16 protein-coding genes are annotated in these 22814 nt (G+C 61.8%); 12 read left to right on the top strand and 4 right to left on the bottom strand.

Annotated elements, in window-relative coordinates:
* The first annotated feature begins 1 nt into the window (after nt 1).
* From dnaE to glnA, 8 genes are all read left to right on the top strand, one after another.
* A complete protein-coding gene (gene dnaE / locus OGI63_RS11385) occupies nt 2–3592 on the top strand; it encodes a DNA polymerase III subunit alpha (RefSeq protein ID WP_011743466.1) in 3591 nt (1196 codons plus the stop codon).
* Between the two features lie 210 nt (nt 3593–3802).
* Entirely contained in the window at nt 3803–5185 is a 1383-nt protein-coding gene (gene hisD, locus OGI63_RS11380; RefSeq protein ID WP_107646377.1) for a histidinol dehydrogenase, read from the top strand.
* On the top strand, nt 5182–6357 hold the full coding sequence (locus OGI63_RS11375) for a histidinol-phosphate transaminase (RefSeq protein ID WP_011743464.1): 1176 nt from the start codon (nt 5182–5184) through the stop codon (nt 6355–6357). Before hisD ends, OGI63_RS11375 begins: the two co-directional genes overlap by 4 nt.
* A 170-nt stretch (nt 6358–6527) precedes the next feature.
* Nucleotides 6528–7127 carry an imidazoleglycerol-phosphate dehydratase HisB gene (gene hisB, locus OGI63_RS11370; protein WP_011743463.1) on the top strand — a complete coding sequence of 200 codons (600 nt, stop codon included), beginning with the start codon at nt 6528–6530 and terminating at the stop codon, nt 7125–7127.
* Nucleotides 7127–7897 carry a hypothetical protein gene (locus OGI63_RS11365; RefSeq protein WP_003810830.1) on the top strand — a complete coding sequence of 257 codons (771 nt, stop codon included), beginning with the start codon at nt 7127–7129 and terminating at the stop codon, nt 7895–7897. The genes hisB and OGI63_RS11365 overlap by 1 nt, the downstream gene beginning before the upstream one ends.
* A 51-nt stretch (nt 7898–7948) precedes the next feature.
* A complete protein-coding gene (gene hisH / locus OGI63_RS11360) occupies nt 7949–8596 on the top strand; it encodes an imidazole glycerol phosphate synthase subunit HisH (protein ID WP_003810827.1) in 648 nt (215 codons plus the stop codon).
* 111 nt (nt 8597–8707) lie between these two features.
* Nucleotides 8708–9433: a bifunctional 1-(5-phosphoribosyl)-5-((5-phosphoribosylamino)methylideneamino)imidazole-4-carboxamide isomerase/phosphoribosylanthranilate isomerase PriA gene (gene priA / locus OGI63_RS11355; protein ID WP_003810825.1), complete on the top strand. Its 726-nt coding sequence runs from the start codon at nt 8708–8710 to the stop codon at nt 9431–9433.
* Between the two features lie 62 nt (nt 9434–9495).
* Nucleotides 9496–10833: a type I glutamate--ammonia ligase gene (glnA, locus tag OGI63_RS11350; protein WP_011743462.1), complete on the top strand. Its 1338-nt coding sequence runs from the start codon at nt 9496–9498 to the stop codon at nt 10831–10833.
* Nucleotides 10834–11004: 171 nt separating this feature from the next.
* Here glnA and OGI63_RS11345 read toward each other — a convergent pair whose 3' ends face one another.
* Nucleotides 11005–11931, bottom strand: coding sequence for a hypothetical protein (locus OGI63_RS11345; RefSeq protein WP_011743461.1), 927 nt, complete (start codon nt 11929–11931; stop codon nt 11005–11007).
* Nucleotides 11932–12022: 91 nt separating this feature from the next.
* Between OGI63_RS11345 and OGI63_RS11340 the strand changes: the two genes are divergently transcribed.
* Complete coding sequence (locus OGI63_RS11340) at nt 12023–13036, top strand: MFS transporter (protein ID WP_085347241.1); 1014 nt, start codon at nt 12023–12025, stop codon at nt 13034–13036.
* Between the two features lie 46 nt (nt 13037–13082).
* Here OGI63_RS11340 and OGI63_RS11335 read toward each other — a convergent pair whose 3' ends face one another.
* Both OGI63_RS11335 and OGI63_RS11330 read right to left on the bottom strand, forming a co-directional pair.
* Nucleotides 13083–17192, bottom strand: a complete 4110-nt coding sequence (locus tag OGI63_RS11335) for a DUF3418 domain-containing protein (protein WP_011743459.1) — start codon at nt 17190–17192, stop codon at nt 13083–13085.
* Entirely contained in the window at nt 17189–17800 is a 612-nt protein-coding gene (locus OGI63_RS11330; protein ID WP_011743458.1) for a class I SAM-dependent methyltransferase, read from the bottom strand. Before OGI63_RS11330 ends, OGI63_RS11335 begins: the two co-directional genes overlap by 4 nt.
* A 172-nt stretch (nt 17801–17972) precedes the next feature.
* Between OGI63_RS11330 and hflX the strand changes: the two genes are divergently transcribed.
* The 3 genes from hflX (at nt 17973) to OGI63_RS11315 (ending at nt 21774) form a co-directional block, all read left to right on the top strand.
* The gene (hflX, locus tag OGI63_RS11325; RefSeq protein ID WP_113736380.1) at nt 17973–19433 is read left to right on the top strand and encodes a GTPase HflX; all 1461 of its coding nucleotides are present in this window, start codon (nt 17973–17975) and stop codon (nt 19431–19433) included.
* Between the two features lie 262 nt (nt 19434–19695).
* Entirely contained in the window at nt 19696–20658 is a 963-nt protein-coding gene (locus OGI63_RS11320) for an L-lactate dehydrogenase (protein WP_003810784.1), read from the top strand.
* A gap of 174 nt (nt 20659–20832) precedes the next feature.
* On the top strand, nt 20833–21774 hold the full coding sequence (locus OGI63_RS11315; protein WP_011743455.1) for a cation diffusion facilitator family transporter: 942 nt from the start codon (nt 20833–20835) through the stop codon (nt 21772–21774).
* 179 nt (nt 21775–21953) lie between these two features.
* Here the strand turns inward: OGI63_RS11315 and lexA are convergent, their stop codons facing one another.
* A complete protein-coding gene (gene lexA / locus OGI63_RS11310; RefSeq protein WP_003810781.1) occupies nt 21954–22727 on the bottom strand; it encodes a transcriptional repressor LexA in 774 nt (257 codons plus the stop codon).
* Between the last annotated feature and the right edge of the window lie 87 nt (nt 22728–22814).

Raw genomic sequence — 22814 nt, 5'->3', positions numbered from 1 at the left:
CATGGCTACTTCCGCAAATTTCGTGCAACTGCATAATCACACGCATTATTCGCTGCTCGACGGCGCATCGAAAATACCGGATCTGGTCAAGCGCGCCAAGGAACTGGGCATGCCGGCCGTCGGCATCACCGACCACGGCAACATGCATGGCGCGTATGAGATGTGGAGCGCCGCGGTCAACGCCGGCATCAAGCCGATCATCGGCATCGAAGCCTATGTGACGCCGGAAACCGCACGTCAGGACCCCACCCGTGTGAGCTGGGACACCAACTGGAATCCGGATCTGGATCCGCTGCATCGCCGCCGTAACCCGGATGATGTGTCCGGCGGCGGTGTCATCACCCACCTGACCATGTGGGCAGAAAACGACGAAGGCCTCGTCAACCTCATGAAAGCCTCCACCGACGCGAACCTTGAAGGCCGAGTCATGCGCTATCCGCGTATGGATAAGGAAATCCTCGCCAAATATTCGAAAGGCATCATCGCCTCGTCCGGCTGCCCGTCGGGCATCATCCAGACTCGTCTGCGCCTGGGCCAGTTCGATGACGCGTTGCGTGCCGCCGGCGAATTCCAAGACATTTTCGGCCGCGATAATTTCTACATCGAATTCATGGACCACGGCCTGAAAATCGAAAAGCAAGTGACCGACGGGCTGCTCGACATCGCAAAAAAGCTCAACGCGCCGCTGCTGGCCACCAACGATTCCCATTACACGCGTGCCGAAGACGCCGGCGCGCAGGACGCCATGCTGTGCATCAACTCCGGCTCCACGCTGGACGAGCCGGGCCGATTCAAATTCGACGGCACCGGCTACTACATCAAATCCGCCGAGGAAATGCGCGAACTGTTCAAAGACCTTCCCGAAGCGTGCGACAACACGTTGGAGATCGCCGAACGCTGCAACGTCATGTTTGACGATCATGAAGACGGCGCGTTCATGCCGCAATTCGACTGTCCGGAAGGCTGGGACGAGACGTCGCTGTTCCTGAAGAAGGTCGAGGAAGGCCTGGAACGCCGGTACAACGGCAAGCCGTCGCTCGAAGTGCTGCGGCAGGCCGACTACGAATGCGGCGTGATCTGCCAGATGCAGTTCTGCGGCTACTTCCTCGTCGTGGCCGACTACATCAACTGGGCGAAGGCCCACGGCGTGATGGTGGGGCCGGGCCGTGGCTCCGCCGCAGGCGCCATGGTCGCGTATGCGATGGGCATCACCGAACTTGATCCGCTTGAACATGGTCTGATCTTCGAACGATTCCTCAATCCGGAACGTGTCTCACTGCCTGATATCGACGTCGACTTCGACCCGGACGGTCGTGGACGCGTGCTCGACTACGTGGGTGAGAAATACGGACGTGACAAAGTGGCGCAGTGCGTGATCTACGGCACCATCAAAACCAAGCAGGCGCTGAAGGACTCCGCCCGCATCATGGGATACGACTTCTCCGTCGGAGACAAGATCACCAAAGCCCTGCCTCCCGCACAGACCGGCGGCAAGGACATTCCGCTGCACGACATCTTCGACCCAAGCGCGAAACGATACGCGGAAGCACGCGAATTCCGCGAACTGTACGATTCCGACCCGGACACGAAACGCATCACGGACGAGGCGATGGGCATCGAAGGTCTGATTCGTCAGACCGGTGTGCACGCCTGCGCCACCATCATGGGCAGCGAGCCGATCACCAACACGTCGCCGCTGCTGGAACGTACCGACGGCACCGTCACCACCACGCTCGAATACCATACGTGCGAAACGCTCGGTCTGGTCAAGATGGACTTCCTCGGACTTTCCAACTTGACGGTGATTCGAGACACCCTGAACAACATCGAGGCGAACGGCAAGGAACGCATCGACCATACGAAGATTCCGCTGGACGACCGCCCCACCTACGACCTGCTGTCCCGTGGCGACACGCTCGGCGTGTTCCAGCTCGATTCCGACGGCATGCGCTCGCTGCTGAAAACGTTGAAGCCGAACAACTTCAACGATATTTCCGCACTGATCGCGCTGTACCGTCCAGGTCCGATGGATATGGATTCGCACACCAACTATGCGAAGCGCAAGAACGGTCTGCAGAAGATCACGCCAATCCACCCCGAAGTGGCCGAACCGCTTAAGGAAGTGCTCGACGAGACCTACGGTCTGATCGTCTACCAGGAGCAGGTGCAGTCCGCGGCGCGAATCCTCGCCGGCTATTCGCTGGGCAAGGCAGACGTGCTGCGTCGAGCGATGGGCAAGAAGAAGCCGGAAGTGCTGGCCAAGGAGAAGATTCCGTTCTTCGCCGGCATGAAGGAGCATGGATATTCCGAAGAGGCCGCGCAGGCCGTGTGGGACATCCTCGTGCCGTTCTCCGGCTACGCGTTCAACAAGGCGCATTCGGCCGCATACGGTTTGATCTCCTACTGGACCGCGTATCTGAAAACGCATTATCCGGTGGAGTTCATGGCCGCCCTGCTGCAAGGCGCCAGCACGAACAAAGACAAGACCGCGCTGTACCTGGGCGAGGCGCGACGCATGGGCATCCAGGTGCTTTCTCCGGACGTGAACGAGTCGGTGTACGAGTATTCGGCAGTCGGCGACGTCGTGCGATTCGGCCTCGGCGCCATCCGCAACGTCGGCAAGAACGCGGTCGATGCGATCATCGCGGAACGTGAGAACGGCCACGGCAAGTACGTGAACTTCACCGATTTCATCAAACGCGTGCCGTTGGAGGCGCTGAACAGGCGATTGGTGGAATCGCTGATCAAGGCCGGCGCGTTCGACTCGATCGACCCGAACCGTCGTGCGCTGTTCACCATCCACGAAACGGCCATCAATTCGGTCGTCGGCCTGAAACGCAAGCAGGCGGAAGGCCAGTTCGACCTGTTCGCCGACCTGGACGATTCCAAAGAGAACGATTCCGCCATGGGAGACGCCATGGTGCAGGTGCCCGACGTGGAGGAGTGGGACAAGAAAACCAAGCTCAACTTCGAACGTGAGATGCTTGGCCTGTACGTGTCCGACCATCCGTTGAGCGGCATGCAGTCGATTCTGGTGTCGTTGCGCGAAATGTCGATAGCGCACCTGATCGACCGCGCGGGAAGCATGCCGGACGGCCAGCAGGTGACGATCGCGGGCCTGATCACGAATGTGGACCGCCGCGTGTCGAAAAAGGGCAATCCGTGGGCCATCGTAACCGTCGAGGATTTGGAAAGTTCCATCCAATGCATGTTCTTCGGCAAGGTGTACGAGGCCGCCGCGCCCGAGCTCGCCGTCGACACCGTGGTACAGATCCGCGGCCAGGTGGAGAAGCGCGATGAGACAGTGAGCATGCGCGCCACCGAATTCACCGTGCCGACGTTGGAGGCGCAGGATGAACGTCCGCTGACGATTGTGCTGCCGCCGATCGCGCTCGACCAGTCGCATGTGCGGCGGCTCGGGCAGATTCTGACCAGCCATCCCGGCCCATGCGAGGTGAAACTGGCGTTGATGGACGACAAAGGCAACGCCAAGGTGCTGACGTTCGGAGACCGGTTCCGCGTCAAACGCGACACGTCGCTGTTCGCCGAAATCAAGATTCTCTTCGGACCGAGCTCGCTTCCGTTGGCCTGAGCGGTTTGACTTGAACGGTTTGACCTGAACAGGTTTTTGATTGCCGGCCGATGCTGAATGGCGTCGACCGGCATATATTTTTCGCGGAAATCGGCATGGCATGGAAAACGGCGGATCTGCGTGTCTCACAATGCGGCTGAATGTGAGACGACGGGACGTTCTCGTGACTTGGCGTTGTTACCATGGGGCGTTATGAGCGAAGAAAACTATATGCGAATCATTGACCTGCGCGGCAAGAAGCTGACCCGAGCTGAAATGCTGGAAGCCATGCCCCGCGCCGAGATGGGCACCAACGAGGCCACTGAGCTCGTACAGCCGATTCTCGATGATGTGAAGGCCCGCGGCGCTGCGGCCCTGCGCGACTTCGCGGAGAAGTTCGACCATATCCGTCCCGAGCATCTGCGTGTGCCGGTCGAGGCCATGAAGGCCGCCGTCGACGAGCTCGATCCGGAAGTGCGCGCCGCCATCGAGGAATCCGTGCGCCGCTGCCGCGCCGTATCCGCATCCCAGGTGCCGGCCCCGTTCCACACCGACCTGGCCGAAGGCGCGCGCGTCGCCGAACGTTGGATTCCGGTGCAGCGCGTCGGCCTGTACGTGCCGGGAGGCAAGGCCGTCTACCCGAGCTCCGTCATCATGAACGTGGTGCCGGCGCAGGCCGCAGGCGTCGAATCGCTGGCCATCGCCACCCCGCCGAGCCGCAGCAGCTCCGACGGTCTGCCGGACAAGACCATCCTCGCCACCTGCGCCATCCTCGGCGTGGACGAGGTGTACGCGGTCGGCGGCGCTCAGGCCATCGCCATGTTCGCTTACGGCGCCAAGGGCTCCGAACCGCAGGACGGCGAGATCCTGTGCGATCCGGTGGACAAGATCACCGGCCCGGGCAACATCTTCGTCGCCACCGCCAAGCGCATGGTCTCCGGCATCGTCGGCATCGACGCCGTCGCCGGTCCGACCGAAATCGCCATCATCGCCGACAAGGGCGCCAACCCAAGCTGGCTCGCCGCCGATCTGATCGGCCAGGCCGAACATGACGAGCTCGCCGGCTCCGTGCTTATCACCGACAGCGAAGACATCGCCGACAAGGTGCAGGAAAGCCTCAAGTACCGCGTGCCTCGCACCGAACACGCCGAGCGCGTCAACACGTCGCTGCGCGGCCGCCAGTCCGGCATCATCCTCACAGACGGCATCGAACAGTCCATCGACGCGGCCAACGCGTACGCGGCCGAACACCTTGAAGTGCAGACCGCTGATCCGGATGCCGTGATCGCCAAGATCCGCAACGCCGGCGCCATCTTCCGTGGCCCGTACTCCCCGGTTCCGCTGGGCGACTACATGTCCGGTTCCAACCACGTGCTGCCGACCTCCGGCACCGCGCGCTTCGCCGCCGGCCTCGGCGTGCACACCTTCATGAAGCCGGTCGAAGTCATCGAATACGACGAGCAGGGACTGAAGACCCTCGCCGCCCGTGTGAACGCCTTCGCCGTCTCCGAAGATCTGCCGGCACACGGCGAATGCGTGCTGAGCCGCTTCATCGACGACCCGTACAACAAGGCGACCATCAAGGAACAGGAAGAGCAGGCCGGCCTCCGATGAGCGAGACTTCCAGCAACGCGATTCCGGCATATCTGCCGCTGCGCAACGACCTGATCGGCGAAGAACCGTACGGCGCGCCGCAGCTCGACGTGCCGGTGTGCCTCAACGTCAACGAGAATCCGTACGCGCCCGAACCGGCCGTGGTGGAAACCATCGCCCAGCGTGTCAAGGAGATCGCCCCGACGCTCAACCGCTATCCGGACCGCGAGCATATCGAACTGCGCAAGGCTTTCTCCACATATCTGGAACGCGAATCGGGCGTGAAGCTCAGCGTCGACCAGTTGTGGGGCGCCAACGGCTCCAACGAGATCATGCTGCAGCTGTTCCAGGCGTTCGGTGGCCCCGGCCGCATCGCGCTCGGCTGCGATCCGACGTACTCCATGTATCCGGAATACGCGCGCGACACGTTCACCACGTGGAAGCTTGCGCACCGCAACGCCGACTTCACGCTTGACGTGGACGCCACCATCAAGGCGATCGAAGACGTCAAGCCGGCCATGATCGTGCTCACCAGCCCGAACAATCCGACCGGCACCCCGCTCAAGCCGGAAGATCTGAAGCGCGTGCTCGAAGCCGCCCGTACCGCCGAAGTGGCAGGCGCCGCCGAAGGCGTGCATCCGGTGGTCGTGGTGGACGAGGCGTACATCGAATTCCGAGATCCGGGCACGCCCACCGCGCTGGAACTCATCGGCGAATACGAAAACCTCGCCGTCAGCCGCACCATGAGCAAGGCGTTCGCCTTCGCCGGCGCACGCGTCGGCTACCTGGCCGCCAACAAGGGCATCATCGACTGCGTGCGCATCGTGCGCATGCCGTACCACCTGTCCGCCGTCACCCAGGCCGCCGCCCTCGCCGCGTTCGAACACACCGACGAACAGCTGAGCCGCGTGGCGCACCTGCGCGAAACCCGCAACGCCACCTCCGCATGGCTCAAGGAGCAGACCTACAAGGGCCAGCCGCTCGAAGTGGCCGAAACCCAGTCGAACTTCATTCTCTTCGGCGGCCATTTCGACGACCGCGACCGCATCTTCGACGAACTGTTGAAGCGCGGCGTGCTCATCCGCGTCGTCGGTCCGGAAGGCTGGATGCGAGTGTGCATGGGCACCGACGAGGAAATGGCACGGTTCCGTGAGGCGTTGGTCGAAGTGCTGCGCATCGTGGAACAGGGCTGAACAAGCCGGAACGCAAGCTGGGATACTGTCCGGAACGGAAGTTCGTGACAGTATTCGGCAATAAGCTTGAAACAGAACAGAATCGCGGTGGCTGCGGAAGACGCAACCACCGCAATCGCAATATCGTAGCTGTAATATCGCAACTGCAACATCGCAAAAGGAGTCGCAACATGGCACGTACTGCAACCATCGTTCGTGAAACCAGCGAATCCAAGGTGGAGCTGAGTCTCAACCTCGACGGAACCGGCAAAACCGACATCGACACATCCGTGCCGTTCTACAATCACATGATGACGGCGCTCGGCAAGCATTCGCTGATCGACCTGAAAATCAAAGCCACCGGGGACACCGACATCGACGCGCACCACACCGTCGAAGACATCGCCATCGTATTCGGCGAGGCTCTGAAGCAGGCCCTCGGAGACAAGCGTGGCATCCGCCGTTTCGCCGACGCCACCGTGCCGCTCGACGAGGCACTCGCCAAAGCCGTCGTCGACATTTCCGGCCGCCCGTACTGCGTGTGCACCGGAGAGCCGGAAGGCTTCGAATACTGCATGATTGGCGGGCATTTTACCGGTTCGCTCGTTCGCCATGTCATGGAATCCATCGCCATGCATGCCGGCATCTGCCTGCACCTGCACGTGATTTCCGGCCGCGACCCGCACCACATCGCCGAAGTCGAATTCAAGGCTTTGGCCCGCGCATTGCGTTTCGCCATCGAACCCGATCCGCGCGTCGACGGCATTCCCAGCACGAAGGGCGCGCTGTGATGTCCGACGACAAGGACGATTTGAACGGTTTCGACGGCTTGGGGAAGACCAACGACGACGGCATGCATTTCAGCGAAGAGGAGCTGGAAGCGGCCATGGCCGGCTTCGAAAAGGAATTCCAGGACGAGGAAGCTGCCCAACAGAACGATGCTCCCGCGCAGGTGCCATTCGATCAGCCGGATGAGACGGTTAATTCCGATGCGTCTTCCGACGAATCGCAGGACGGCCTGCAATCGAAGGAAGCCGACGCGGTACTGTCCGAAGCCGAGAACTCGCTGTCATTCGACGACGAGTTGCAGGGGCTGCTGGGCAACCGTGCGAAAGTCGCGGTGATCATCACCCGACTTGCCTCCGCACGCCTGTTCGCCGCGTTCTGCCAACTGTCCGACATCTCCGCGCAATGCCTCGCCTCACCGCAAGGCGCGGTCGCTGTATTACGCAATCTCGACGGCGATGGCCCGGAAGCGGCCATCAAAGATCTGACCACCGTGGTCTCCGGCATGCCTGCCGTCCTCGCGATCAACCGTGCGGACAAGCTCGAGGCGACGATGTACCTGCAAGGCAAGGTCGGCCAGACGTTCGCGCCACCGGTGCTGCTCACCTCCACCGCGCCGTTCGTCGAAGACCTGCTGCTGGGCATCACCGACGTTCAGGGGGTGCGTGATTCCGGCGTGGAAACCGTCGATTCCGCAAGCCTGACCCGTGATGACGCCATGAAGATCCTCGCCGAGCACACGCGATTCGGTCGTGGTTCGTCAAGCATCGAATAAGTTTTTCCCCGAAGGATGGATTCTTCGGCAAGCAAAAGAAGGAGAGCGCCCATGACTTCCGTGGTGGTGTTCGATTACGGTTTCGGCAACGTGCGTTCCATGGTGCGCGCGCTGGCCAATCTCGACCTCGACGTGACCCTCACGTCCGACCATCGTCAGGCTCTGGAAGCCGACGGACTGGTGGTGCCGGGTGTGGGCGCGTTCGGCGCATGCATGGAAGGACTGAAAAGCGTCGGCGGAGACAGGGTCATCAAAGACCGTCTGCGCGCCGGCCGCCCGGTGCTCGGCGTCTGCGTGGGCGAGCAGATCATGTTCGAACGTGGCATGGAACATGGCGACGGCACGCCCGGTCTCGGTCTGATCAAGGGCGATGTCGAGCTGCTCGACGCCGACGTGGTGCCGCACATGGGTTGGGACACCGTCGAAGCGCCGGAAGGTTCCGTGTTGCTCAAGGGCGTGGAGAACGAACGATTCTATTTCGTGCACTCCTTTGCCGCGATGAGCGCTTCGCCTGCCGACACCTCCGCCGACCAGCTGGACTTCGGCGATGCGGAAGAGCATGTGACGTGGTGCACCTACGGGCGCAGCCGATTCGTGGCCGCCTACGAACGTGGACCGTTGTTCGCCACGCAGTTCCATCCGGAGAAATCCGCCGAAGCCGGCGCGCAGCTGCTGCGTAACTGGGTTGCGACGTTCTGAACGCGGATTCGTGCAAGGCAATCGCAACAATCGCAAAATCGTAAATTCAAATCGGTAATCGCAAGATCCGTTGAACGGCCGAAAACCGTTCAACGCAACGAAAGGTATGACATGTCTTTGACGCTGCTTCCCGCCGTCGACGTCCGTGATGGCAAGGCCGTGCGCCTGCGCCAAGGCGAATCCGGCTCCGAAACCGACTACGGCTCCCCGCTGGAAGCCGCCCGCACGTGGGTGGAATCGGGTGCGGAATGGATCCACCTCGTCGATCTCGACGCCGCATTCGGCACCGGCAACAACCGTGACCAGCTGCGCGCCATCGTCAAGGAACTGGGCGACAAGGTCAACATCGAAATGTCCGGCGGCGTGCGCGACGACGCCTCGCTCGACGCGGCGCTCGAAGCCGGCGCGGCCCGCGTGAACATCGGCACCGCGGCTCTGGAGAACCCCGACTGGACCGCTTCCGTCATCAAGAAGTACGGCGACCGTGTGGCCGTCGGCCTTGACGTGCGCGGCCACACCCTCGCGGCCCGCGGCTGGGTGAAGGAAGGTGGCGACCTGTTCGAGACCATGAAGTTCCTCGACTCCGTCGGCTGCTCCCGTTACGTGGTCACCGACGTGGCACGCGACGGCATGATGAGCGGCCCGAACATCGAGCTGCTGCGCGAAGTGGCGTCCCGCACCGACGCGAAGGTCACCGCATCCGGTGGCATCTCCAAGCTCGACGACCTGCGCAACATCAAGGAGCTCGCCGAACTGGGCGTGGACGCCGCGATTCTCGGCAAATCGCTGTACGCGCGCGCCTTCACGCTGGAGGAAGCCCTCGAAGTCGCACGCTGACATGTCGCGACACGGCATGTGTTAACGACGTTCGTAACATGCGCATGGAACGATTGGACACTATGGATAAACAGCAAGAGTTTGCTTTGCGCACGGTCGAGGAACGCGACGTGCGCTTCATTCGTCTATGGTTCACGGATGTGTTGGGAACACTGAAGTCCGTGGCCATCGCGCCGGCGGAACTGGAAGCCGCATTCGAGGAAGGGCTCGGATTCGACGGTTCCGCCGTGGAAGGCCTCACCCGCGTGTCCGAAGACGATATGATCGTCAAGCCCGATCCGTCGACGTTCCAGATTCTTCCGTGGCGCGGAGGCCCGCAGGGCACCGCACGTATGTTCTGCGACGTGCTCACCCCCGATGGCGAGCCATCGTTGGGCGATCCACGCCATGTGCTCAAGCAGGCGCTGGCCAAAGCCAAGGAAAAGGGATTCACGTTCTACGTGCATCCGGAAATCGAGTTCTACCTGTTCGAGAAGCAGGATGATTGGTCCCGTACACCGAAACCAATCGACGAGGGCGGTTACTTCGATCACGTGCCGCGTAGCCCTGGCATGGACTTCCGCCGCGCCACCGTCAATATGCTCGAACAGATGGGCATTTCGGTGGAATACTCGCATCATGAGGCGGGGCCAGGCCAGAACGAGATCGATCTGCGATATGCGGACGCACTCACCACGGCCGACAACATCATGACCTTCCGCACCGTCGTCAAGGAGATCTCTCTGGAGCGTGGCATCCATGCCAGCTTCATGCCGAAGCCGCTTGTCGACGCTCCGGGATCCGGCATGCACACGCATCTGAGCCTGTTCGAAGGCGATGCCAACGCGTTCTACGAGGCCGGCCAGGAATTCAATATGTCCGTCACCGCACGTCAGTTTGCCGCCGGCATCCTGTACCACGCGGCCGAGATCTGCGCGGTCACCGACCAGTACGTCAACTCCTACAAGAGGCTGTGGGGCGGTGCCGAAGCGCCGAGCTACATCTGCTGGGGCCATAACAACCGTTCCGCGTTGCTGCGCATCCCGCAGTACAAGCCAGGTAAGGGCAACTCCGCCCGTATGGAATTCCGCGCGTTGGACCCGGTCGCCAATCCGTACCTCGCATACTCCGTGCTGCTGGCCGCCGGACTCGATGGCATCGACAAGCAGATGCAGCTGGGGGAGCCGACCAGTGACGACGTGTGGGAGCTCACCGACGCCGAACGCCAGGCCATGGGCATCCAGCCGCTGCCGGAATCGCTTGACGAGGCTCTGAAGATCATGGAGAAGTCCGACTTCGTGGCGGATGTGCTCGGCGAGCATGCGTTCGAATACTTCCTGCGCAACAAGCATCAGGAATGGGATGAGTACCGCAAGCAGGTCACCCCGTTCGAGCTGAAGAAGTATCTGCCGAAGCTGTGATCGCGGACCATCGATAGACAAAACGTCATACACGAGGCCGCCGTCCGGAACATAAACCGGGCGGCGGCCTTGCTCGTGCGTTTCGCACACGTCTATGGCGGAAAGGCCACGGGGAATCGGTGTCGGACTGGTCGAGGATATGCTCGAACGGCATATCCTCATTGGGATGCATCAGCCTCGCGGGCTGCCGAACATCGAATGGTAGATAATCGCGAAATTGCGGTTGCCGTATGACGAGCAGGAATCGCCTTCACCGGCCCCCGCTTCGAGCGCCGCGGCATTCGGCTGATACGGGGTGTATATGTACAGCAGCGCGGTCGCCCGGTTCTCGATGTACACGTTGCTGCCGCCGCAGCCGGCATTTGGATTGTACTGGATGTAATTGAGCCGTCCGGCATGGTAGCCGTAGCGTCCCTCGTGCCGAAGATAGTACTGGTACCGTTTGGCCGCGCCGTACACCTGTTTGAAGAAGCCGGCATAGGTGGGGTCGCAGTTCGCATCATCCGGGCAGCTCAGGCCCATCGCCGCTTTGAATTGGAAATCGTTTGGATTGGTGGCCGTGAGCAGATGCTGCTCCTTTTGCAACACGGTGAGCAGCACCTTCTGGCTGATGCCGCATGCCTTGCCCGCCTTGTAGACAATCGCCGCCGCGCTTTCGTTCGGGCCACCATCATAAGCCTGGCAATATTCGTCCGCGGACTGCGATTCGGTGCTGAACGTCATGGACTTCAGGCATCGTTCGCCACTGCAGGCCACGCCCTGCTGTTCGATGATGGTGCTGACCTGCTGCTCGCTCAACGCATTGCCGTTGAAGAACGTGCCGTCGGAAATGATGTTGCCGGGATTGAAGTCGTATTGCGACTGCGACTGGCTTTGCGCGGTGAGCGCCTCGTTCACCTGCACGCGCCAGCCGATGAAGCGCACCGCCCCCACGATGATGGCGATCGCCGCGATCGCTGCCACGGTCGCGGTGGCGACCATGCCGATGCGTGCGACGGGATTCGCCTTCCGCCACATGGTGCGGAGATTCTTGAGATTGAGGGGCTTGCGATTGCGGGTTTTCCGTGCTTTGCGCGTGCTGTTCGTCTTGCGTGTCATCGTGCGTCATATTGTATCGCGCATGGCATAGTGTCGCCTCGGATTGGTTACGTCAATCGATTGATGTCCCGGTGTGGAAGGGAAATGCGGCATGGCAAAGGAACGGTTCTTCAATCTTCCGGTGCTTATCCTGATCGCCTCGAGCTTCATGCTCGGCATGAGCGAATTCATCATGGTCGGCATCCTGCCGGACATCGCCGTCGGATTGAAGGTGTCGGAGGTGACGGTCGGCAATCTGGTGTCGCTGTTCGCGTTCGTGTACGCGCCGGTCACGCCGCTCGGTTCGGCCCTGTCCGCGCGCTTCCCGCGGTTCGCCACGCATATGACGCTGATTGGCGTGTTCCTGGCGGGCAACCTGCTGTGCGCCTTCGCTCCCAACTACGCGGTGCTGATGGCCGGACGCATCCTGATCGCGCTGGTGTCCGGCACACTGGTGGCCATCGCCATGACCTACGCGCCCGATGTGGCCACCGACACCTTCCGCACGAAATTCATCGCATGGGTGTTCTCCGGCTTCTCCATCGCCTCCGTGGTGGGTGTGCCGGTCGGCACTTGGGTGGCCAACGCGTTCGGCTGGCGTTGGGCGTTCCATCTGGTCAACGCGCTTACCGTCGTGCTCATCATCGGCATGGTCGCCGTGCTGCCGCGCAACAGCCATGCGGCAAAAATCGGCTTCCTGTCCCAGTTTCGCCTGTTCTTCGACCGCTGCATCCAGCTGGGCGTGCTCGACGTGGTGTGCGGCGCGGCCGCAAGCTACGTGTTCTACACGTACCTGACTCCGATCATGCGCGATGAAGTGCATGCGCCGGAGCAATATCTGAGTGTCGGACTGGTGATCTTCGGCGCGGCCTGCCTGTGGAGCAACCTGTATGGCGGCAAGCTCGCGGACCGGGGCAGGGGAGTGGAGCCGCTGACGCACATCCGTCCGATCTACTGCGCGCACGCGGTGCTCATGGCATCGCTCATCGTGGCGCATTGGGTGGCGGTGTTGGCGGCTGCGGTGCGTACGCCGTTGGCTGTGTTCGCCGGTGTGATGGTGGCGAGCCTGTTTGCAGGGTTGTTGATTCGGGAATCGCAGTTGTTCCGTTTCTTCAAGAAGCGTTGACTGGTTTGAGGAAACGGAACAATCCGTTGGGTTGTTTGGTCGGTGGCTAGGCGATGGCCTTTTTGATGCGTTGCAGGCTGATCGGTTTCGGCGTGCCGAGTTCCTGCGCCCAAAGGGATACGTAGAATTCCTCGAGCATCCAGCGCAAGGTCTCGGCCTGTTTCATGAGTGTTTCATGGCGTGGGCCGGCTGGTTCGCGTTGTGCTTTCGCCATGGTGTTGTCGGCGAGTTGTTTGGCTTCGTCGGCTTCCCATGCCCAGCGCACATCGCGGTTCTTGTCGTTTTTCGCCTTGGCGAGGCGCAGCAGGTCGGCGTGCAGGTATCGTTCGATGGACGGCAATGCGTCCGGTGGCGTCTTGCCGATGAAACCGGGGAAGACGAGCGTGGCGATGTGCTCGCGGATCGACTGCAGCACGCTCAGCAGGGGCAGGTCGGCTTTGCCGGACACGGCTTTGTCGACTTCCGCATACCGTTTCAGTATGGCGATCACGTCATGCGCCACCGCATACACGGTGTCCTCGTACACTTCGCGCACGTCGAGCACTGCGTTGGCGAGCGCTTCGTCGTCGGGCAGCTGGTCCACGTTCGGCAGGAGTCGTTTGACGGCGGCCAATTGCAGGTCTTCGGTGAGTTCCTTCGTGGACTTGTAGGGGGCGGAGGCGAGCATGAGCGCTTCCGTGCCGAGCCAGCGTGAGGAGATGCGTTCACCGGGCAGGCGCAGCGTGTCGAGTGCACCTTGCCAGAGCATGGTGGCGCGTGCTTCGGTGGTTGCTCCCGCTTTGTTGAGCAGGTTGGCTTTTTCGACGATTTTGCCTTGGTCTCCGGCGTTTCGGGCTTGTTTCTCGACCATGTGGCGTGCGGACGCTTTGGCCTGCTCGGCGAATTTGCGTTGCAGATCGACGAGTGATTTGCCGGTGCCGAGTGTTTTGACGGGGCCTCGCGCGTGCCGTCTGCCGTGCTGGTTCTTGCGGTTGGGTGGCAGCTGCTGTTCCACGGCGAAGGTCATGCGCAGGTATGGTGCGAGCTTGTTCCACAGTTCGCCAGTGAGGACTTCCGGGTGGATTTGCGCGCCGACGATGCTGATGGCCGCTTGGGTGAACGCGTGTGGCAGGTCGGGCCATGCGGCGACGCCATCCTCGTTTTCGGGGGCCAGGTTTGGTTTTTGCTGGCTTCCGGAGCCGGGTAGGTCGGGGTAGCGTTCGTCGATCCAGGCGCGGATCCTGCGTGCCGTGTCCGGGGCGGGTACGAACTGTACGCGCAGGGTTTTCGGCAATGATTTGATCATGCCGACGATGAGCCCGTCCAGCAGTCCCGGCACGTTCCATGTGAACTGTTCCGGGGTCAGCCGCGACAGCGCCTTCAACGGCACGTGCACGGTGACGCCGTCGTTCGGGTCGTGCGGATCGTAGATGTAGCTCAACCTTAGGTCGATGGGGGAGCCGTCGGTGCCGAGCGTATGCCAATGGTCGGGATAGTCGTCCAAGGACACCGAATCGGAGTCGGCGAGGCGTTCCACCTTGTCCGGGTCGAAATCCAGCAGGTCGGGCTGCTCGTCGTGCCTTGTCTTCCACCATTTCGCCAGGTCGGCCACGCTGGTGACGGTGTTGGGGATGATGGCGTTGTAGAAGTCGAACAGGTCCTCGTCGCCGACGGTCTGCGCCACCTGGCGGGTGCGGCTCGCGTCGTCGGCCGCGTCTTCGAGGATGTCGCGGTTCCGCATGACGAAATCGTCGTAGGAGAACCGTTGCTGGATGTCGCCTTCCACCAGGCCTTGGCGGATGAGGAAGTCGCGTGCCTCGAGCGGGTTGATGCGCCCCCATTGCACGGTGCGGTCCTGCACGATCGGCAGGCCGTACAGGAGCACCTTCGCGCTCGCCACGGCCGAGCCACGCGAACCGGACCAGTGCGGATCGGCGTAGGTGGTGCGCGTCAACGCTCCGGCGAGCGGTTCGGCCCACGCTGGGTCGATTTCGGCGGAGTACCGCGCCCACAGCCGGCTTGTCTCCACCAGTTCGGTGCTCATCACCCATTGCGGGGTCGACTTGGCTACGGCGGAGGCGGGGAACAGGGCGAAATGCGTGCCGCGCGCGCCCTGATAGTCGTTCTTCGCCATCTTCTGCGCACGTTTCATCGCGCGTGCCCGTGCCGCTCCCTTGAGCCCGGCGAAATCGGAAGCCTTCGGCTCGCGCACGATCTGCATGCCCATCATGGACAGCAGGCCGGAAAGCATGGACGTGTGGATGCCCTGCGCGTCCCATGAGCAGCACAGCGAATGCGCTGCCTGCTGGTTGAGCGGTAGCTGGCGGATTTCCAACGGTGGGCGGGACACGGGGATTGGCTCGCCGAGCTTGAATTTGAACTCCCGGCACATTTCGCGCAGCTGGGCGACCAGATCCTTCCATTGGCGCATGCGCAGCCAACTCAAGTACTCGGTCTTGCAGATGCGGCGCAGTGCGGAATTGCTTGGTTCGCCATCAGCTTGGAACACGCGGTCCCACAGGTTCAACGCGGTCAGGAAGTCACTGGTCGGGTCCGCATACCGGTTGTGGATGCGGTCCGCCTCCTCACGGTTCTCATCGGGACGTTCGCGCGGATCCTGCAGGCTGAGGAACGCCACGACCACCAATACGGCGGCCAGTGTGTTCGGCGTGGTTGACTTCGCGGCCTCGATGATCATGCGGCCCAAACGCACGTCGATCGGGATGCGCGCCAGCATGCGGCCCGTATGCGTCAACACCACTTCGCCATGCTTGCGGGCGATGGCCTTCAGTTCGGTCAGCTCGTTGAAACCATCGGATACGGCCTTCATATCCGGCGGGTCGATGAAACCGAAATCCGTCACATCCCGCGCGGTGCGCGCCACGCCCACCGACAGCATGTGCAGGGCGACCGCGCCCAAGGACGTGCGTAGGATCTCCGGCTCCGTGAATTCGGGACGCGTCTCGAAATCCTCACGTGAGTACAGGCGGATCGCGATGCCGTCGGCGATACGGCCGCAGCGGCCCGAACGTTGGTTCGCGCTCGCCTGGCTGATTGGTTCGATCGGCAGTCGCTGCACCTTCGCCGTCTTCGAATAACGGGAGATGCGCGCCGTGCCCGGATCGACCACATAGCGGATGCCCGGCACCGTCAACGACGTTTCGGCCACGTTCGTGGCGATCACGATGCGCTGATGCTCGTGCGGCTCGAACACCTTATGCTGCTCCTTCGAGGAGAGCCTGGCGAACAGGGGCACGATCTCGATCGCGTCGGGGCGGCGCATGTCCACCGCGCGCGGTCCGTAATGGCGGCGCAGCGCGTTTTCGAATTCGTGGATGTCGCGCTCGCCGGAGGCGAACACGAGGATGTCGCGTGGCCCGCGGTCGTGGCTTGAATGGATGACCAGTTCGGCGCAGGCGCGTGCCACGGCGGTGGGCATGTCCACGTTCGTATCGCGTGAATCGCGGCCATCCCTACCATCCGGCGCTGCGGACAGGCTCTCGTAGTCAGCGTCTCCCGGCATCGCGCCGGTTTCGAAGCCCGGCACGGAGCGCATCAGCGCCGGCGCGGTACCCAACGGCTCGTACACGATCTGCACGGGGTAGGTGCGTCCCGACACTTCGATCACCGGCACTTTCGTATGCAGCGCGTGTTCGAAATGCTCCTGGAACTTCACCGAATCGATGGTGGCGGACGTGATGACGAGCTTCAGATCGCGTCGTTTCGGCAGCAACGCGGTCAGATAGCCGAGCAGGAAATCGATGTTCAGGCTGCGCTCATGCGCCTCGTCGATGACGATCGTGTCGTACTGCATGAGCTTGGGATCGCGTTGGATCTGCGCCAGCAGGATACCGTCGGTCACGACGCGCAGCCGTGTCTTCGGCGAGCTTTCGTCGGTGAACCGCACCTGATAGCCGACTTCCTCGCCCAGCTTCACGCCCATTTCGCTGGCGATTCGCTCGGCGACGGTACGTGCGGCGAGCCTGCGCGGCTGCGTGTGCACGATCTGCCTGCCATGCGAGCCGCGGCCCAGCTCAAGCAGGATCTTCGGTAGCTGCGTGGTCTTACCGGAACCCGTCTGTCCGGAAATGATCACCACCTGGCTTGCTCTGACCGCTTCGGCGATGTCGTCGCGCGCCGTGGAAACCGGCAGTTGGGAGGGATATTCGAATCTCATGCCTTCATAACCTCGATGACGCGGAAGCCTTTCGAACTCGCGTACTTGCTTACCTCATATCCGTCGCCGAGCTGCGTGGCGAGCCACGGGATCAGCGAATCGGAACCCAGATTCTTCTGCACCACCAGATATGCTGCGCCTCCCGCGTTCAGCCGCGGAAGCCATGTCATGAGCAGCGTGTGCAGGACTTCCTTGCCGACGCGAATCGGCGGATTCGACCAGATCAGGTCGAACGTCGTCTCCGCGGGAATGCCGTCGGCCGTGGCCGCGTGGATGTTGCCCATGCCGTTGAGCTCGGCGTTGCGCCGGGTCAGTTCGAGCGCGCGCTCATTGACGTCCAACGCCCAGATGTCCGCCTTCGGCGAAGCGAAGCCCAACGCCAACGCGATTGGCCCCCAACCGCAGCCCAGGTCGAGGAACGTGCCCTCCTCGGGAGGTTCCGGCGCCTGACGCAGCAGCACCGACGTGCCCAAATCCACGCGGTTGCCGGAGAACACGCCGTTTGACACCTCCACGTCCGCCTCGTTGCCGCGCAACGTGACGTGCAGTGTTTTGCGCACGTCCTTCGACTGCGGCTCCGCCGCGAAATACTGTTCGGCCTGTGCCATGTCCGATCTCCTTGCAAACGCTCGTCTGCGGCAATCCATGGTGTTTTTCGCCGCGCCCGTCCACGTGGCGAAAGCATGGATGCCCATGTCTCTAGACAATGATGATAATAAAGACACCATAGTTCAACCGTGAGAGGTGCCATTGAGCCAAGACAACGATATCGAGCAGAGCATGACCGCAGGCGACGTCACGGGCGTGCTCGCTGACCAATCCGACGTGCTGCTTGATACCAACGGCGGGGAACACCTTCGCGAAACCCACGACGAACAGTGGCAGGAACGCGAATCCCGCAACGCATTGAAGCATGTGGCGGGTCTGGGCGAGATCCAGGACGTCACCGAAGTCGAATACCGTAAAGTCAGGCTCGAACGCGTCGTGCTCGTAGGCGTATGGTCCAGCCGCGAGACCACGCAGGCCGCGGCCGAGGAATCGCTCCGAGAACTCGCCGCGCTCGCCGAAACCGCGGGCGCCGTGGTGTGCGACGGCCTGCTGCAGCACCGCATCAAGCCGGACGCGGCCACATACGTGGGTTCCGGCAAGGCGCGCGAACTGGCTGGCATCGTGGCGCAGGACGAGGCGGACACCATCGTCGTCGACGATGACCTGCCGCCGAGCCAACGACGCGCATTGGAAGACGCCACCAAAGTGAAGGTGGTCGACCGCACCGCCGTCATCCTCGACATCTTCGCACAGCATGCGACGTCGCGCGAAGGCAAGGCGCAGGTCGAGCTGGCACAGCTCGAATACATGCTGCCGCGACTGCGCGGCTGGGGCGGGTCGCTGTCGCGTCAGGCGGGCGGCCGTGCGGCAGGCGACGCCGGCATCGGCTCCCGTGGTCCGGGCGAGACGAAAATCGAAATGGACCGTCGCGTGATCCGCAGCAGAATCGCCAAACTACGCCGGCAGATCGCACAGATGGCGCCCGCCCGTGACGTCAAACGTGGCGCGCGCCGTCGCTTCGGCCTGCCGACCGTCGCCGTGGTCGGCTATACGAACGCCGGCAAATCGTCGTTGACCAACCGGCTGACCGGTTCCGCGGAACTGGTGGAGAACGCGCTATTCGCCACTTTGGACACCGCCGTACGCCGTGCGAAAGCCAAGGACGGGCGACTGTACGCGTATGTGGACACCGTCGGTTTCGTGCGCCGCCTGCCCACGCAGCTGATTGAGGCGTTCAAATCCACGTTGGAGGAGGTCGCCGACGCGGATTTGATCGTGCACGTGGTCGATGGATCGCATCCTGATCCGTTCTCACAGATCGACGCGGTCAATGACGTGCTTTCCGACATTGATGGTGTGGAAACGATTCCCACGATTGTGGCATTCAACAAGGCCGATCGTATGGATGAGGCCGCGCGTGAGCGGGTCGAGGCGTTGATGCCGGACGCGTATATTGTCTCCGCGTTCTCGGGAGAAGGTGTCGAGGCGCTGCGCGAGAAGGTGGAATCGATGCTGCCGACGCCAAACGTGCATGTCGAGGCGTTGCTGCCGTACGCCGCCGGCTCGCTCATGTCCCGTGTGCGCGAGTACGGCAGGGTGGTCAACGTCGAATACCGCGACGACGGCATGATGCTCGAAGCGGAGGTCGACGACCAGCTGGCCGCGCAGATCGTGGAGCAGGCCATCGACTGAGCTTCCGTGCAAGCCGTTCCCGATGACGTTTGCCGGAGCGGCCGTGCAAACGCTGCAACGGATTGCAACAGCTGCATTTCAACGGGTGCAGTGTATGTGAGCGCTCACAAAAGCTGTGACGAAAATCACTTTTCAGTGGTTGCAAATCATGCGGATTCACGGCGAAACGTCATGCTGTATGGATAAAGTAGGGTTGAAATCGAAAGAAAATACCCTGCCACAACGCGGGACGTTCTTCTTGCTCAAAAGAGAGGTAAAGCACATGGTGGATTCACCAATCAAGCCCACAAAGCTCGCTATCATCGGTGCCGGCGCAGTCGGCTCTACTCTCGCTTTCGCTGCTGCTCAGCGTGGCGTCGCACGTGAGATCGTGCTCGAAGACATCGCCAAGGAACGCGTCGAGGCCGAAGTGCTCGACATGCAGCACGGCTCCAGCTTCTATCCGACCGTGACCATCGACGGCTCCGACGATCCGGAGATCTGCCGTGACGCCGACATGATCGTCATCACCGCAGGCCCGCGCCAGAAGCCGGGCCAGTCCCGCCTCGAGCTGGTCGGTGCCACCATCAACATCCTCAAGGCCATCATTCCGGGCCTCGTGAAGGTCGCTCCGAACGCCATCTACATGCTCATCACCAACCCGGTCGACATCGCCACCCACGTGGCCCAGAAGATCTCCGGCCTGCCGGCCAACCAGGTCTTCGGCTCCGGCACCAACCTCGACTCCGCCCGTCTGCGCTTCCTGATCGCGCAGCAGACCGGCGTCAACGTCAAGAACGTGCACGCCTACATCGCCGGCGAACACGGCGATTCCGAAGTCCCGCTGTGGGCCTCCGCCACCATCGGCGGCGTCCCGATGTGCGACTGGACCCCGCTGCCGGGCCACGATCCGCTGGACGCCGAAGTGCGTGAGCAGATCCACCAGGAAGTCAAGAACGCTGCCTACAAGATCATCAACGGCAAGGGCGCTACCAACTACGCCATCGGCATGTCCGGCGTGGACATCATCGAAGCCGTCATGCGCGACTCCAACCGCATCCTGCCGGTCAGCTCCATGCTGCACGACTTCCACGGCATCTCCGACGTGTGCATGTCCGTGCCGACCCTGCTTAACCGTTCCGGCGTCAATACCGCCATCAACACCCCGGTGTCCGACCGTGAGCTCGCGGCCCTGAAGCGTTCCGCGGAGACGCTGAAGGAAACCGCCGCCCAGTTCGGTTTTTAATTGACGGTTTGACTTTATTGACAGGGGAGCGGTGAGCCGCTAGGCTGTCAGCAGAACTTGGAAACCCCAGCCTTCGGGCTGGGGTTTCCTGCGTTTTGAGACGAATGAAAATGGTATTGAGAAGCGGTTTCAATAGCCGCGGATCGAACCAAAGACGACGAAAGGAAACCCATCATGGCACACAACCATGCGGGTGTGGACGCCACGACCGCCGCAAGCGGGGCCGAACACCAGAAAAGACTCATGATGTCATTGGGGCTGACTTCCACGGTGTTCATCGCCGAAGTGGTCAGCGCCATCGTCACCGGATCGCTGGCGCTGCTGGTCGACGCCGGCCACATGCTCACCGACATGTCGGTGCTGATCGCCTCCACCGTCACCGCGGTGCTCATGCAACGCAAACCCAGCAACAAACGCACCTGGGGATGGGCGCGACTCGAAGTGCTCACCGCCGCGGTCGGCGCGCTCGTGCTCCTGATCGTCGGCATCTACGCGCTCGTCGAAGCCGGCATGAGGCTGTTCGGCGGAGCCGCCGACGAAGTGCATGACGTGCGGTTGCTGCTGTTCATGGGCATACTCGGCCTTGCCGCCAACGTCGGTTCGATCTTCATCCTCGCGGGGCAAAGCGAGGACAACATGAACATGAAAGCCGCGTTCCTCGAAGTCATGAACGACGCATTGGGGTCCGTGGCCGTGATCGTTTCAGCCATCGTGCTGATCTCAACGGGCTGGGCCGGCTTCGATGCCGTCGCGGGCGGCATCATCGCATTGATGATGATCCCCCGGGCGTTCGTGCTGCTGCGCAACGCCGTGCGCGTGCTGCTGGAGGAAACCCCACAGGAACTCGATCTGGACGAGGTGCGCGAACATCTTGAGCAGGTGCCGCACGTGGTGGCCGTGCACGACCTGCACGCCAGCACCGTCTCTACCGGCATGCCCGTCGTCATGGCCCATGTGGTAGTGGAGCGCGGGCTGACCATGGATGATGCCGCCGACGTCCTCTCCCAATTGCAGAACTGCCTGCGTGAGCACTTCCCCGTATCCGTGCCGCACACCACCTTCCAGCTTGAACCTGAAGGATACGATTCGGACAGCCGCAAGGAACTGCATTTCTGAACCGTGCTCCCGAACTTCAAGAATGCGACGACATTTTGAAATGCCCTCGCGTTCATTCTTGATGGATTCGCAAGGTGAATGCACAACCGCGCGGTATGGCAAAGGGTATGGCAAAGGGCGTCGGACATGCCTCAAAATGGTATGTTCGACGCCCTTTGCCGTTTAACGTGTGAAAGCAATCAGATCTTGCGCAGCACGGTGACGACCTTGCCCATGATCTCGGCATGCGTGCCGTCGATGGGGGAGTAGGCCGGATTGTGCGGAATCAGCCAGACATGGCCGTGATCCTTGCGGAACGTCTTGACCGTGGCCTCGTCATCCAGCAATGCGGCGACGATATCGCCATTCTCCGCGCTGTTCTGCTCGCGGACCACCACGAAATCACCATCGCAAATGGCGGCGTCGATCATGGAATCACCGTGCACTTCAAGCATGAACAGATTGCCGGTGCCGGTAAGCCGTTCGGGAAGCCTCATCACATCATCGACATGCTGCTCGGCCGTGATCGGCACGCCGGCGGCGATGCGCCCGACCAGTGGAACGTCATGCGAGGCCATGATGGAGCCGCATGCATCGTCCTGACTGGGGAACGGGATGACCTGGGCGACTTTTCCATTCGGCTCCTCGTCATTGAGGTTCACCACTTCGATGGCCCTCCCCTTGTTCGCGTTCATGCGGATGAAGCCTTTTTCGTCAAGAACCTGAAGCTGGTGTTTGACGGATGACGGGCTTTTAAGCCCTGCGGCCTCACCAATCTCACGGAACGAAGGAGCGAATCCCTGCTTGGCCAAATGCGTTTTGATGGCGTCAAGCACCTTGCGCTGGCGGTCGGTCAACGTGCTTTCATCCGGACGCTCGTCGCTCTTCTTGGGCGTGAAGGGGATGGTGCTCACGATGGGCTCCTTTCGTAGTTCCTTAGAAGCATAACGCGAAACGCCGATAAAATCAAACATCTGTTCGAGGTGTGTTTGCGTTTATCGAACATATGTGCCATACTTGGAACAAGCGTTCGATAGAACAGCTGTTCGAAAAGGAGTGGC

Source organism: Bifidobacterium sp. KRGSERBCFTRI (assembly GCF_025908335.1).
This window is presented reverse-complemented; position numbering and strand designations above follow the sequence as displayed.